The sequence below is a fragment of the Halorubrum sp. ASP1 genome (assembly GCF_005435135.1).
In the GTDB taxonomy this organism is placed as follows: Archaea; Halobacteriota; Halobacteria; order Halobacteriales; family Haloferacaceae; genus Halorubrum; species Halorubrum tropicale.
In genome coordinates, this window is the sequence record NZ_SGUA01000015.1 from 1 (window position 1) to 11878 (window position 11878).

Consider the following 11878-nt stretch of genomic DNA (forward strand, 5'->3'; position numbering starts at 1 on the left):
CCCGACGACCCGCCCGAGCAGACCGACGGCGGCCCGCCGGACGCCAACGCCGCGCTGGCGACGGCGACGCGCGCGGTCGTCGACGACGCGGTGTGGTTCGCGACCGAGTACCCGGCGGCGGTCGCGACCTACCGCGACGCGATAGCCGACGCGGTCGCGACGGTCCGCTCGGTCCGCGCGACCGTCGACGAGGAGGCGGCGATCGCGACCGAACAAGTCGACGCGGTCGCGGCCGCGGGCGAGACCGCCGCCGACCGCGCGGCCGCGGCGCTCGAACCCCACTTCTCGCCCGGCCCGCGGATCCGCGCCCGCGTCGACCGCCACGTCGCGGTCCTGCGGGAGTTCGCCCCGCGCAACGACGTCGACCGCGCGCTGGAGGAGCTCGACCGCATGCGCCGCGACCTCGCGAGCGTCGGGACCGCCATCTACGTCGAGGAGGAGTTCTCTCGGGACCCGATCTACAACCGGCTGTTCCGCCGACTGCTGGCGCCGCTCCCGCCCGAGGACCCCGAGCGCGGCCGCGTCACGGGCGGCACGCTCGTCGAGCTCGCTGTCGCGAGCCGCGACTTCTCGACGTACGCGCACCGACCCTACGACCGCGACGGGGTCGACCGCGACCGGATCCCGCGCATCTACGGCGACGCGTTCGACTCCGAGCGGCAGCGGGAGCTCCGCGCTCGTCTCGGCCCGATCCCCCAGCCGGAGGACCGCGTCGAGGAGCTGTTCGTCGCGTACGCGCGGCGGCCGCCGCTGGGGACCCGCCGCCGGGAGGCGTTCGAGGGGTGGCCCCGCGAACTCGACGGCGTCCCGGTCCACGTCCAGCGCTACCCGGACGCCGAGACCGCCGAGGCGCGGCTCTCGACGGCCCTCGACGAGGGGGCGACAGAGGGCCGCGCGCCGGTCGATCCCGAGGCGACGCTCGCCGGGTCCGACTTCAGCGGGAACGCGTCCGCGGACGGAAACGCCACCGAGAGCGGAAACGCCTCCGACGCGGACGGCGAGACCGACGACGGCCCGACGGCCTGGCACCGCTTCTACCACCGCGAGGCGGAGGGCGAGCGGTACGGCTTCGACGAGCACGCCGGCGTCCAGTACGGCTACCTCGTCCGGGCGGGCGAGTTCCTGCTCGCGACCGGCTTCTCGGGCGACGCGTGGGAGGAGCGGACCGGGTGGCACGGTCGCCTGCGGCACGGGTGGGTGACCGGCGCGTGAACGCGAAACAGATCGGTCTCGTCGCCGCCGTGTTCGGCCTGGTCGGCGTCGGCGTCGGCATCGTCGGCGCGGCCGCGACGGGCTGGGCGGAGGCGGCGCTCGCGACCGCCGCGACCGGCGAGACGGCGCGGTTCGGCCCCGTGTTCGTCGCGCAGTCCTACCTCGCCGCGACCGCGACCGTCCTCGTCTCCGCCGTCCCGCTGGCCGGCGTCCTCGGCGTCCTCGTCGGCTCGCGCGCCCGCGGCGTCGGCTCCGCGGCGACGACCTGCGGGCTCGGGACGGGCCTCGGCGCGCTGGCGTACGGGCTGATCGCGGTCACGGTGATCGTGGTCTCGCAGGGCGACGCCGCCGCGCAGGCGCACGGCCTCGTCGACGCCGTCGTCCCGACGCTCGCGACCGCGTTCGTCGCCGGCGCCGTCGGCGCGTCGACCGGCGTCCTCGGGACGGTGATGCGATGACCGCCGACTTCGGTCGGCCCGGCTCCGGCGACGACGGCCGGCCGGACAGACCGATCCGACGCGCGTCGCGGCGAGGCGTCCTCGCGGTCGGCGCCGCCGGACTCCTGGCCGGCTGCCTCGTCACGTCGGAGGAGGAGGGCTCGGACGCCCGGCAGACGGGCGACGGTGCGAACGGGAGCGACGCAGACGGCGACGGGGACGAAAGCGGGTCCGGCGGCGACGCTGGAAGCGACGGGGACGCGTCCGAAGACGCGTCGACCCCGGACGAGGTCGGTCCCGACGGCTCCGGGCTCGTCGTGACCGACGCGACCGTCCGCGAGGTGACGGAAGGCGGCGGGTGGACCAGAGTTCGGGCCCGCCTGACCGTCCGGAACGCCGGCCGGTTCGAGTACGGGACCGTCGAGTTCCGCGCCGACGCGTACGCCGTCAGACCGGGCACGGACGAGCGCGAGGCGGTCGGCTTCGGCTACGTCACGCGCCGCTTCTCCCCGGACGACCGGTTCGGGGAGGGCCGCTCGCGGTCGTTCGACGTGACGATCCGCTTCGAGAGCGACGAGACGCCGGTCCGTCCCGAGCGCGACCGGTACGCCGTCGACGCGGCGGTGCGGCGCGCGGAGCCGCTCTGACGCGACCCCGATCGTGGCCGCTGTTTCCGGTCCGCTCTCGGCAGAGAGACTCGCCGTGATCGCTACCTCTTTGTCCGCGGTCGCGAGCCGTGAACCCATGGAGGGACAGGCGGCGGCGCTCGGCGCCGGGACCGTGTTGAACGCGCTCGCGACCGGCACGGGCGCGGCGTTCGGCCTCGACGTCGAGACGCGCGCGACGGTCGAGCTGGACCCCGCGGCCGACGGCGTGGAGGGCGAGATAGCCGAGGACGCCGCCGCCGACACCGACCTGATCGAGCGCTGCGTCGCGCTCGCGACCGACCGCTGGGGCGACGGCGAGGGCGGCCGCGTCCGGACCGACAGCGACGTGCCGCTGGCGGCGGGTCTAAAGAGCTCCAGCGCGGCCGCCAACGCGGCCGTCCTCGCGACCTGCGACGCGCTCGGGCTCGCGGTCGGCGACGATCCGGACGACCCCGCGGTCGACGTCACCCGCCTCGCGGCCTGCCGGCTCGGCGTGCGCGCGGCCCGCGAGGCCGGCGTCACGGTCACGGGCGCGTTCGATGACGCGACCGCGTCGATGCTCGGCGGCGTCACCGTCACCGACAACGGCGCCGACGAGCTGCGCCGTCGCGAGGCGGTCGACTGGGACGCCCTCGTCTGGACCCCGCCCGAGCGGGCCTACTCGGCCGACGCCGACGTGGCGCGCTGCGAGGCCGTCGCGCCGATGGCGGACCTCGTCGCCGACCTCGCGCTCGACGGCCGGTACGGCGAGGCGATGACGGTGAACGGGCTGGCGTTCTCGGCCGCACTCGGCTTCGACGCCGACCCCGCGGTCGAGGCGATGCCCCACGCGACCGCGGTGTCGCTGTCGGGGACCGGCCCGAGCGTCGTCGCCGTCGCGGCCCCCGACGACCCCGAGACCGACCTCGACGCGGTCGCCGACGCCTGGGGCGACCGCCCCGGAACGCTGCGACGATCGGCGACCAGAAACGACGGCGCGGCCGTCGAGTGACCACACCACTACCCCACTACCAATGAGCGACACACCCAACGCGGAGGACCGGAGCCTCGACGAACTGCGACACGAGATCGAGGACATCGACCGCGAGATAGTCGAGCTGATCGCCCGCCGGACGTACGTCGCCGACACCGTGGCGGCCGTGAAGGAGGAGCGCGACCTGCCGACGACCGACGAGGGGCAGGAGGAGCGGGTGATGGAGCGCGCCGGCGAGAACGCCGAGCGCTTCGACGTGGACGCCAACCTGGTGAAGGCCATCTTCCGGCTACTGATCGAGTTGAACAAAGTTGAGCAAAGAGAGAGTCGGTGAGGCCGAATACACGCACCTCAGGCGCTCTAACTTCTAATTAGTCATCTGAAGTTCGGTTCTGAGGCGTTCTTCGCGTTCGATCAGAGTCGGTGAGCAGCCGGAAGACCGGATACTGATCCGTATCGCATACGTTCCAATAACACTCCGTTCAGTCTCGATAAGACGAACACCGCGAAGCTATCGGTCAGTTCTTACTGCGTCTCGACCCAAAGACACAATATTCTGTGTACGCATAGTTTCCTGTATGCCGAGTATCACCGTCAACGTCGATGACGATCTGAAAGACCGAATGGAGCAACATCCAGAGATCAACTGGAGCGAGGTCACCCGACAGGCTATTCAGGACAAGATCGAGACGCTCGACGTGATGGACGAACTCACGTCCGGGAGTGAACTCACCGAGAGCGATGTCGCGGAGATCGCCAATAAAATCAACGCGAGCGCACGCGACCGCGTGGAAGAGGAATCGGAGTAGCCTCGACGAATGAAGCTGGTCGTCGATGCCAACGTCGTCATCTCCGCACTCATCGCTGACTCGAAAACCCGTGAACATATTGTCACACTCGAACCCGACCTACTGACACCCGAATTCGTCTACGACGAGATCGAGAACTACACAGAGTTGATCGTCCAGAAGTCCGGCATGAGTCCAGAGCGAGTCGCCCAGTTTATCGACCTCCTGTTTCAGTACATAGAGGTCGTTCCCGCCCAAGAGTTCTATCCGCACATCGAAGAGGCCGAAGCAGCGATCGGTGAAACAGATCCCGACGACGTGCTATATGTCGCGTGCGCCCTGGCAGAGGACGCGGCAGTCTGGAGTGATGATACTGATTTCGACGAACAGACTCACGTCGAGACGTATTCGACGAGCGACGTGATCGACTCGTTCGACACACGTTAGCCGATCGGAACGCCCTAAAACAGCGGAGACCTATTTATATACGACACCAATACACACCCTCTGTATTCCGATTTCTGTGGTATTGGGCGCGTGATTAGACACTATTTTCACGAGAATCTATCATGAATTTCAGCCACCTGAACAAAGTTGAACAAAGAGAGAGCCGGTAGCTCAGTCGAGGCCGAGACTCAGCTGTAACGCCTCGTCGACTTCAGCCATCGTAGGTCCGTCGAGTGAACCGACGACCGAGTGAACCCGTTCCGGAACCGAGACGGTTCGAAGCTGGTCGAGCCGGACTGACGAATTCTTTTCGAGCGGTGACCCGTCCGCCTCGACGAACACCTCGAACGGATAGTCGCGGTAGGTCCCCGTGACGGGCGCGACAATGGTCGTACTGGAGTTCCGGTTTCCGATATCGTTTTGAACGACCACGGCCGGGCGCGTCTTCTTCATCCCCTGTCCCTCGGCGGGGTCGAGTCGAACGATTACCACATCGCCCCGTCGCACGTCCGTGCCGTCACTCATCGAGGCGTTCCCACGCTTCGTCGGACGTTTCGCTCCACTCCGCGGCGAGCGCCTCCGCGCTCTCGGAGGCCTCCCGATAGGCGGCTGCCAGCTCGTCGTCGTCCGGCTTGTCGGACTCGACCTCGACGACGGCGACGGTGACGCGCTTGTTCGCGTACTCGGTGCCGAGGTAGACTCGACCCCGGTCGTCCGTCTCCTTCGTTTTGAGGTCTGTCGCGTCGACTTTCATCGACGAATGGTACGGACCCACCGCTGATATGTGTTGCCCACTATTACCCACGAATTTCCCCGTAGCGGGTATAGGTGTATTATGGATTTCAGCTACCTGAGCGAGGCGGAGCGGCGGGAGAATCGGGAAGCGGCTCGGCGTGTCGGACCGGTGTCGGGGTTAGTCGTCGCCGAGCGCGCGCGTGAGCGTCCTGACGCCGACGAACCGGCGGACGCGCTCGCAGTACTCGTCGTAGGCGTCCCCGTAGACCTCGCGGAGCCAGGCTTCCTCGGCGAGCACCTGGAGCACGGTGACGACGGCGAATTCGACGGTCAACACACCGACGAGCGGGGAGTTCGCGAGGACGGCGTACGTCGCGAACAGAAGGACGTAGCCGACGTTCTGGGGGTTGCGGGTGTACCGATAGAGGCCGTCGGTCCGGAGCTCGTCTTTGCGCCCTTCGGTCGCCTCCTGCCCGAGGTCGACGGCGGACCTGCCGAGAACCCCGAACGCGACCAGCACGCCGACGGCGCCGACGCCGAGGTGCCACGGGGCCGCGAGCGGGCCGGCGTTCCAGTTGAGGACGCCAGTCGCGAACACCGCGGGCAACAGCGGGCGGCTGAACGCGAGGTAGACCCGGCGCTTCCGGTCGTCGTCGCCCGCGGGCCAGAGCCGACGCTCGGGCGCGAGCAGGGAGGCGACCATCAGCGCCGACAGCCCGAGGAGGCAGCCCGCCGCGGCGGCGAACGCGACGAGTACGAGCATCGAGTCTGATTGACGAACCGACAGGTATCAAATCCACGGTCCGGCCGGTTCCGCGCTGGAGGTCCGGAAACTCCGAAGTCAATCGCCGTCCCGGATCATCATCACCTTCACGCGGCGAACGGCGTCGAAGTCGCGCAGTCGGTACGTCAGTTCCCGGACGCGGGCGGCGTCGCCGCGGCAGAACAGGGACTCGAGACACCACTCTCCTTGGTGCGTGTGACTCGTGTTGAGGATGACGTCCTGGTACTCGTGTTGGACGCCGTGGAGCTCCCGGATCACCTCGTGGTGACGGTAGTCGAAGCCGAGGAGCGCGACGACCTCGCCCGCCGTGTCTTCGAGCCGCGCGTGCGACTCGACGTACTCCCGCATCGCCTCCCGGACCGCCCGCGACCGGTTCTCGATCCCTTCGTCCCGCCACGTCCGGTCGAACTCCTCGATCAACCCCTCGGGGACGTTGAAACTCGTTCGCATCACCTCGTCGTCGGGCCCGCGGGCACAAGAGGGTCGGTATGCCGGTCCGCTTACTGATACGCCTGGATCCCGGTGAGGTCCTCGCCGAGGATCAGGGTGTGGATGTCGTGGGTGCCCTCGTAGGTGTACACCGTCTCCATGTTCGCCATGTGGCGCATCGGCGAGTAGTCGGCTGTGATCCCGTTGCCGCCGAGCATCTCCCGGGCGATCCGCGACTGGTCGCGGGCCATCCGAACGTTGTTACGCTTGGCCATCGAGACGTGCTGCGGCCGCATCTCGCCGGCCTCCTTGAGGTCCGCGAGCCGGTGAGCGAGCAGCTGGGCGAGCGTGATCTGCGTCGCCATCTCCGCGAGCTTCTCCTGTTGCATCTGGAAGCCGCCGATCGGCTTCCCGAACTGCTCGCGGTCGGTGGCGTACTCGCGCGCGACCTCGAAGCAGTCCCGCGCGGCGCCGACCGCGCCCCACGCGATGCCGTAGCGGGCCTGCGTCAGACACGACAGCGGGCCCTTCATGCCCTCGACGCCGGGGAGGCGGTTCTCGGCCGGGACGCGGACGTTCTGGAGGCTGATCTCGCCCGTGATCGACGCCCGGAGGCTGAGCTTCTCGTCGATCTCGTTCGTCGTGACGCCGTCGCGGTCGGTCTCGACGAGGAAGCCGCGGACCGGCGTCCCCTCCTCGCCGTGGTCCTTCGCCCACACGACCGCGACGTCGGCGATCGGGGAGTTCGTGATCCACGTCTTCGAGCCGTTCAGGACGTACCCGTCGCCGTCCGGTTCGGCCATCGTCTCCATCGCGGAGGGGTTCGACCCGTGCTCCGGCTCCGTGAGCCCGAAGCAGCCGACCGCGTCGCCGGTGCCGAGCCGCGGGAGCCACTCCTCCTTCTGCTCGTCGCTGCCGAAGGCGTGGATCGGGTACATCACCAGCGCCCCCTGGACGCTCGCCATCGAGCGGAGCCCGGAGTCGCACGCCTCGAGTTCGCGCATCAGCAGGCCGTACGCCGTCTCGCTGACGCCCGGCAGGCCGTACCCGTCGAGGTTCGGCGCGTAAAAGCCCATCTCGCCCATCTTCGGGATCAGTTCCGTGGGGAACGTGCCCTCGATCCAGTGGTCTCCCATGTCCGGGACCTCCCCCTCGACGAACGACCGCGCGGAGTCGACGAGCAGCCGCTCTTCCTCTGACAGCGTCGACTCCATGTCGAAGTAATCAAGCATACGATCGCTTGCGATCCCACGGATAAATAAGTATAGTTGTGTCCGCTCAGCGACCAAAACCGCCGATTTCGCCGTCGAGTGAGCCGGCCGCGACGCCGAAACCGCCGCCGGGCGGAGCCCCCGGAAGCGGGCCGGCGATCACCCGGGACCCCAGTCGGCGAGCGCCCCCTCGCGGCGCCTCAGTCCCAGCCGTCCGTCCCGTCGAGCAGGTGCTCCTCGACGACGGCCTCGTCGAGCTCGATCCCGAGCCCGGGCCCCTCCGGCACCGCGATGCGGCCGTCCTCGATCAGCGGCTCGTCGCGCGCCAGTAGGTCGTCCCACCAGTCGACCTCCAGCGCGTGGTACTCCAGCAGGTCGAAGTTCGGCGTGGCGGCGCCGAGGTGGACGCAGGCCATCGTCCCGACCGGGCTACAGACGTTGTGCGGGGACAGCGGCACGTAGTTCTCCTCGGCGCGGTCGGCGATCCGCATCGTCTCCGTGAGCCCGCCGACGGTCGTCGGGTCGGGGGTAACGATGTCGACGCCGTGGTCGTAGATCAGGTCCGACAGCTCGAACACGCGGAAGCGGTTCTCGCCGGTCGCGACCGGCGTCCGCGTCGCCTTCGTCACCTCCTTTTGCGCCTCCATGTTCTCGGGCGGGACGAGGTCTTCGAGCCACATCAGGTCGAACTCCTCCAACTCGTGGGCGAGCCGCTTCGCGCTCTCGACGGAGTAGTCCCAGTGGCAGTCGAACGCGAGGTCGACGTCGTACCCGATCTCGTCGCGCACGGCCGCGACGATCTCCTTTTTCTCCCGGATCGCCGCGTTCGTCAGGCGCCCGTTGTACGGGTCGTTCTCGTTGTCCGCGGGGAGGTCGAGGTCGAACTTCAGCGCGGAGAAGCCCATGTCGGTGACGCGCGCGGCCTCGGCGGCGTACGCCTCGGGCGAGTACGCCTCCGCGTCGGCGTAGGCGGTCGCGCCGTCCTCGACCGCGTACGCCTCGCCGGCGTGGCAGTCGCAGTAGAGCCGAACCTCGTCGCGGTACTTCGAGCCGAGCAGCTGGTAGACCGGGAGCCCGAGGATCTTCCCGGCGGCGTCCAGGAGCGCGATCTCGATGCCCGACGCCGCGGTGACGACCTTCCCGGTCGTACCGCCGTGGCCCGACATCTCCTGGAAGATGTACCGCACGAGCCGCCCCGCGTCGAGCGGATTCTCGCCGACGAGGAACCGGTTCGTGTAGTCGACGAGCTCCGGGATCCCGCCGCCGCGGTACGCCTCACCGATCCCGGTGACGCCGGCGTCGGTCTCGACTTTGATCAGGTTCCACTCGAAGTTCCCCTCGACGACGCAGGCGTCGAGGCCGGTGATCCGTACGTCTCGGTCCGGGTCGCGGGTGTCGATCTGGTCTGAGTAGTCTCGCATGTGTGGTGGTGGTAGCGGTCTCGAACGCGGGGCGGCGGAAGCTCGCTGGCGCCTCGGGGTCGGCCGTCCGCACGTGTGCTGCGGCGTCACACGGCTACAAGTAGAACGCTGTATCGGCAATGCTCTCGGTCGAGACGGCCCGGGCGGAACCGGATACCGTCCCGGGCGATCCGGCGGCGATCCGCCACCGGCAGCTTTTGTATCGGCGCCGCGAGGGGCCCCGTATGGAGTTCCCCGAGCGAGCCGACGTCGACGGACTCATCGACCCGCAGCCGCTTCCGGAGTTCGCGCGGGTGCGGTACGAGCCGCGGACGGAGCGCCTCGACGACCCCGTCGGGGCCGCGCGCGAGTCGCTCGGCGCGCTCGACCTCGACGGTCTCTCCGCGGGCGCGACCGTGGCGGTCGGGGTGGGCAGCCGCGGGATCGACCGCATCGACGAGGTCGCGGCGGGGGTCGTCGACCGCCTCGACGAGCGGGGCTTCGACCCGGTCGTCGTGCCCGCGATGGGCAGTCACGGCGGCGCGACGCCCGAGGGACAGCGCGAGGTGCTGGCGGCGCTCGGCGTCACCGAGGAGTCCGTCGGCGCGCCGATCGACGCGCGCATGGCGGCGGCGGAGCTGGCGACCGTGTCCGTCGGCGACGCCGAGACGCCGGTGTACTTCGCCGAGGCGGCGCTCGAAGCGGACGCGGCCCTGGTGGTGAACCGCGTGAAGGCCCACACCAATTTCACCGGGCCGATCGAGAGCGGGCTCGCGAAGATGACCGTCGTCGGGCTCGGCAAGCAGCGCGGCGCGAAGACGTTCCACTCGACGGCGATCGCCGAGGGGTACGTCGAGACGCTGGCGGCGGCGCTCGACGTCATCGAGGAGGAGACTCCGATCGTCGGCGGCGTCGCCCTCGTCGAGAACTTCGAGGAGGAGATCGGCCACGTCGAGGGCGTCCCGGCGGGCTCGTTCCTTGACCGCGAGCCGGCGCTGCTGGAGCGCGCCTACGAGGAGATGCCGACGCTGCCGGTCGACGACGTCGACCTCCTGGTCGTCGACGAGATCGGCAAGGAGATCTCGGGCGCCGGCATGGACACGAACGTCATCGGTCGGTACCGCGTCCTCAACGCGCCCGACCCCGAGACGCCCGACATCGACCTCATCTACGTCCGGGGACTCACCGAGGCGACGAAGGGGAACGGCAACGGGATCGGGCTGGCGGACCTCACCCGGCGGGCCGCGGTCGACCAGCTGGACCTGACGAAGTCGTACGCGAACGCGCTCACGAGCGGCTCGCTCGCGAAGTCGAAGCTCCCCGTGGTCGCGCCCGACGACGAGTTCGCGCTCCGGACCGCGGCGGCCGCGCTGGGGGCGTACGACCCGGAGAGCGCCCGGATCGTGTGGATCCGGAACACGCAGGAGCTCGGCGAGTTCCGCGTCTCCGACGCCCTGATCGAGGACCTCCCCGAAGCCGCGGTCGTGACCGGCCGCGAGACGGTGACGTTCGACGCGGGGACGGCGGGATTCGAGCCGGCGAGCGACGGCGACGCGGACCCGTAGCGCTCGCGTCGACCGGTCGAACCCGCCGCGTCGCCGCCTGAGACCGCCCGGTTGCCTGTAGGCAAACGTTTTCACGCCGTACTCGGGATCGGTGAGACATGGACCTACAGATCGACGGCAACGCGGCGCTCGTCACCGCATCGTCCAGCGGGCTCGGCAAGGCATCGGCGAAGGCGCTCGCACGCGAGGGCGTCGACGTCGTCATCAACGGCCGCGACGAGGGGCGGCTGGGGGACGCGAAAGCCGAGGTCGAGGCCGTCGCGACCGGCGAGGTCGTCGCCCACTCGGCGGACCTGACCGACGCCGACGAGGTCGCGGCGCTCGTGGAAGCGACCGTCGACGAGTTCGGCACGATCGACCACCTCGTGACGAGCGCCGGCGGCCCGCCCTCCGGCGCGTTCCTCGACACCGACGACGAGGACTGGCAGCACGCCTACGACCTGCTCGTGATGAGCGTCGTCCGACTGGCGCGGGAGTCGTATCCGTACCTCAAGGAGGGCGACGGCGGCACTATCGTCAACGTGACCTCCCGCAGCGTCAAGGAGGCCATCGACAGCCTCGTGCTGTCGAACTCCGTGCGGATGAGCGTCATCGGTCTGGAGAAGACGCTCTCGAAGGAGTTCGCCCCGGAGGTACGCGCGAACGCGGTCCTGCCGGGTCCCCACGAGACGAGCCGAATCCGGGACCTCGTCGAGGCCGCCGTCGAGCGCGGCGACTACGACTCCTACGAGGAGGGGCTCGACGACTGGGCACAGAACCCGCTCGAACGCATCGGCGACCCGATGGAGCTCGGCAACACCGTCGCCTTCCTCTCGTCGCCGAAGTCGGGGTACGTCAACGGCACCGCCCTCCCGATCGACGGCGGCTCCACCGGAGCGAACCTATGAAGCCGGTGGCGTTCGACGAGGCGGAGACGTACGAGCCCGACGAGGGCTGGCGCCGCGTCTCGATGGCGGGCAGCGACCGGTTCTCCTTCGAGTGGTTCGAGAAGCCGCCGGGCCACAGCTCCCCGATGCACGACCACGAGAACGAGCAGGTGTGCCTCTGCCTGGAGGGCGAGCTCACTGTCGTCTCCGAGGACGACGAGGTCACGCTTCAGAAGAACGACTCGGTCCTCTTAGAGGCCAACGAGCCCCACAGGGTCGAGAACACCGGCGACGAGCGCGCGGTCGGCCTCGACGTGTTCGCGCCCGGGCGCTCGTTCGACTTCTGGACGGACCGGGAGGAGTGAGATGAACGGAGCCACCCCG

16 protein-coding genes are annotated in these 11878 nt (G+C 69.4%); 10 read left to right on the top strand and 6 right to left on the bottom strand.

The window, feature by feature from the left end:
• The 7 genes from EXE48_RS16320 to EXE48_RS16350 all read left to right on the top strand — a co-directional run.
• On the top strand, positions 1-1212 hold a 1212-nt coding region (locus EXE48_RS16320), incomplete at its 5' end, for a hypothetical protein (protein ID WP_137712048.1).
• Positions 1209-1670, top strand: a complete 462-nt coding sequence (locus tag EXE48_RS16325; protein ID WP_121599808.1) for a hypothetical protein — start codon at positions 1209-1211, stop codon at positions 1668-1670. The genes EXE48_RS16320 and EXE48_RS16325, both read left to right, overlap by 4 nt.
• Positions 1667-2296, top strand: a complete 630-nt coding sequence (locus EXE48_RS16330) for a hypothetical protein (protein ID WP_053770874.1) — start codon at positions 1667-1669, stop codon at positions 2294-2296. The genes EXE48_RS16325 and EXE48_RS16330 overlap by 4 nt, the downstream gene beginning before the upstream one ends.
• 97 nt (positions 2297-2393) lie before the next feature.
• Positions 2394-3287, top strand: coding sequence for a shikimate kinase (locus EXE48_RS16335; protein WP_053770875.1), 894 nt, complete (start codon positions 2394-2396; stop codon positions 3285-3287).
• A gap of 22 nt (positions 3288-3309) precedes the next feature.
• Positions 3310-3603, top strand: a complete 294-nt coding sequence (locus EXE48_RS16340) for a chorismate mutase (protein ID WP_004596730.1) — start codon at positions 3310-3312, stop codon at positions 3601-3603.
• Positions 3604-3847: 244 nt separating this feature from the next.
• Positions 3848-4078: an AF_0619 family ribbon-helix-helix protein gene (locus EXE48_RS16345; protein ID WP_053770876.1), complete on the top strand. Its 231-nt coding sequence runs from the start codon at positions 3848-3850 to the stop codon at positions 4076-4078.
• Between the two features lie 9 nt (positions 4079-4087).
• Complete coding sequence (locus EXE48_RS16350; protein ID WP_053770877.1) at positions 4088-4504, top strand: PIN domain-containing protein; 417 nt, start codon at positions 4088-4090, stop codon at positions 4502-4504.
• A gap of 171 nt (positions 4505-4675) precedes the next feature.
• On the opposite strand, the gene EXE48_RS16355 is transcribed toward EXE48_RS16350, so the two are convergent.
• From EXE48_RS16355 to EXE48_RS16380, 6 genes are all read right to left on the bottom strand, one after another.
• Positions 4676-5029: a type II toxin-antitoxin system PemK/MazF family toxin gene (locus EXE48_RS16355; protein ID WP_053770878.1), complete on the bottom strand. Its 354-nt coding sequence runs from the start codon at positions 5027-5029 to the stop codon at positions 4676-4678.
• Positions 5022-5258 carry a hypothetical protein gene (locus tag EXE48_RS16360; RefSeq protein WP_053770879.1) on the bottom strand — a complete coding sequence of 79 codons (237 nt, stop codon included), beginning with the start codon at positions 5256-5258 and terminating at the stop codon, positions 5022-5024. Before EXE48_RS16360 ends, EXE48_RS16355 begins: the two co-directional genes overlap by 8 nt.
• Positions 5259-5417: 159 nt before the next feature.
• The gene (locus EXE48_RS16365; protein WP_053770880.1) at positions 5418-6002 is read right to left on the bottom strand and encodes a methyltransferase family protein; all 585 of its coding nucleotides are present in this window, start codon (positions 6000-6002) and stop codon (positions 5418-5420) included.
• A gap of 78 nt (positions 6003-6080) precedes the next feature.
• On the bottom strand, positions 6081-6473 hold the full coding sequence (locus tag EXE48_RS16370; protein WP_053770881.1) for a CopG family ribbon-helix-helix protein: 393 nt from the start codon (positions 6471-6473) through the stop codon (positions 6081-6083).
• A gap of 50 nt (positions 6474-6523) precedes the next feature.
• Positions 6524-7684: an acyl-CoA dehydrogenase family protein gene (locus EXE48_RS16375; protein ID WP_137705300.1), complete on the bottom strand. Its 1161-nt coding sequence runs from the start codon at positions 7682-7684 to the stop codon at positions 6524-6526.
• 179 nt (positions 7685-7863) lie between these two features.
• The gene (locus tag EXE48_RS16380; protein ID WP_137705301.1) at positions 7864-9084 is read right to left on the bottom strand and encodes a mandelate racemase/muconate lactonizing enzyme family protein; all 1221 of its coding nucleotides are present in this window, start codon (positions 9082-9084) and stop codon (positions 7864-7866) included.
• A gap of 224 nt (positions 9085-9308) precedes the next feature.
• Here EXE48_RS16380 and EXE48_RS16385 point away from each other — a divergent pair, with 224 nt between their 5' ends.
• The 3 genes from EXE48_RS16385 to EXE48_RS16395 all read left to right on the top strand — a co-directional run bounded on the left by EXE48_RS16385 (position 9309) and on the right by EXE48_RS16395 (position 11859).
• Positions 9309-10628 carry a nickel pincer cofactor-dependent isomerase, group 22 gene (locus EXE48_RS16385; RefSeq protein WP_053770884.1) on the top strand — a complete coding sequence of 440 codons (1320 nt, stop codon included), beginning with the start codon at positions 9309-9311 and terminating at the stop codon, positions 10626-10628.
• Positions 10629-10726: 98 nt separating this feature from the next.
• Complete coding sequence (locus EXE48_RS16390) at positions 10727-11515, top strand: SDR family oxidoreductase (protein ID WP_053770885.1); 789 nt, start codon at positions 10727-10729, stop codon at positions 11513-11515.
• Positions 11512-11859, top strand: a complete 348-nt coding sequence (locus EXE48_RS16395; protein WP_053770886.1) for a cupin domain-containing protein — start codon at positions 11512-11514, stop codon at positions 11857-11859. Before EXE48_RS16390 ends, EXE48_RS16395 begins: the two co-directional genes overlap by 4 nt.
• Positions 11860-11878 lie beyond the last annotated feature (19 nt).

What these genes read in the sequence shown, in the direction of transcription:
- EXE48_RS16330 (WP_053770874.1), top strand. Translation starts at nt 1,667, where the DNA reads ATGACCGCCGACTTCGGTCGGCCCGGCTCCGGCGACGACGGCCGGCCG.
- EXE48_RS16335 (WP_053770875.1), top strand. Translation starts at nt 2,394, where the DNA reads ATGGAGGGACAGGCGGCGGCGCTCGGCGCCGGGACCGTGTTGAACGCG.
- EXE48_RS16340 (WP_004596730.1), top strand. Translation starts at nt 3,310, where the DNA reads ATGAGCGACACACCCAACGCGGAGGACCGGAGCCTCGACGAACTGCGA.
- EXE48_RS16345 (WP_053770876.1), top strand. Translation starts at nt 3,848, where the DNA reads ATGCCGAGTATCACCGTCAACGTCGATGACGATCTGAAAGACCGAATG.
- EXE48_RS16350 (WP_053770877.1), top strand. Translation starts at nt 4,088, where the DNA reads ATGAAGCTGGTCGTCGATGCCAACGTCGTCATCTCCGCACTCATCGCT.
- EXE48_RS16355 (WP_053770878.1), bottom strand. Translation starts at nt 5,029, where the DNA reads ATGAGTGACGGCACGGACGTGCGACGGGGCGATGTGGTAATCGTTCGA.
- EXE48_RS16360 (WP_053770879.1), bottom strand. Translation starts at nt 5,258, where the DNA reads ATGAAAGTCGACGCGACAGACCTCAAAACGAAGGAGACGGACGACCGG.
- EXE48_RS16365 (WP_053770880.1), bottom strand. Translation starts at nt 6,002, where the DNA reads ATGCTCGTACTCGTCGCGTTCGCCGCCGCGGCGGGCTGCCTCCTCGGG.
- EXE48_RS16370 (WP_053770881.1), bottom strand. Translation starts at nt 6,473, where the DNA reads ATGCGAACGAGTTTCAACGTCCCCGAGGGGTTGATCGAGGAGTTCGAC.
- EXE48_RS16375 (WP_137705300.1), bottom strand. Translation starts at nt 7,684, where the DNA reads ATGCTTGATTACTTCGACATGGAGTCGACGCTGTCAGAGGAAGAGCGG.
- EXE48_RS16380 (WP_137705301.1), bottom strand. Translation starts at nt 9,084, where the DNA reads ATGCGAGACTACTCAGACCAGATCGACACCCGCGACCCGGACCGAGAC.
- EXE48_RS16385 (WP_053770884.1), top strand. Translation starts at nt 9,309, where the DNA reads ATGGAGTTCCCCGAGCGAGCCGACGTCGACGGACTCATCGACCCGCAG.
- EXE48_RS16390 (WP_053770885.1), top strand. Translation starts at nt 10,727, where the DNA reads ATGGACCTACAGATCGACGGCAACGCGGCGCTCGTCACCGCATCGTCC.
- EXE48_RS16395 (WP_053770886.1), top strand. Translation starts at nt 11,512, where the DNA reads ATGAAGCCGGTGGCGTTCGACGAGGCGGAGACGTACGAGCCCGACGAG.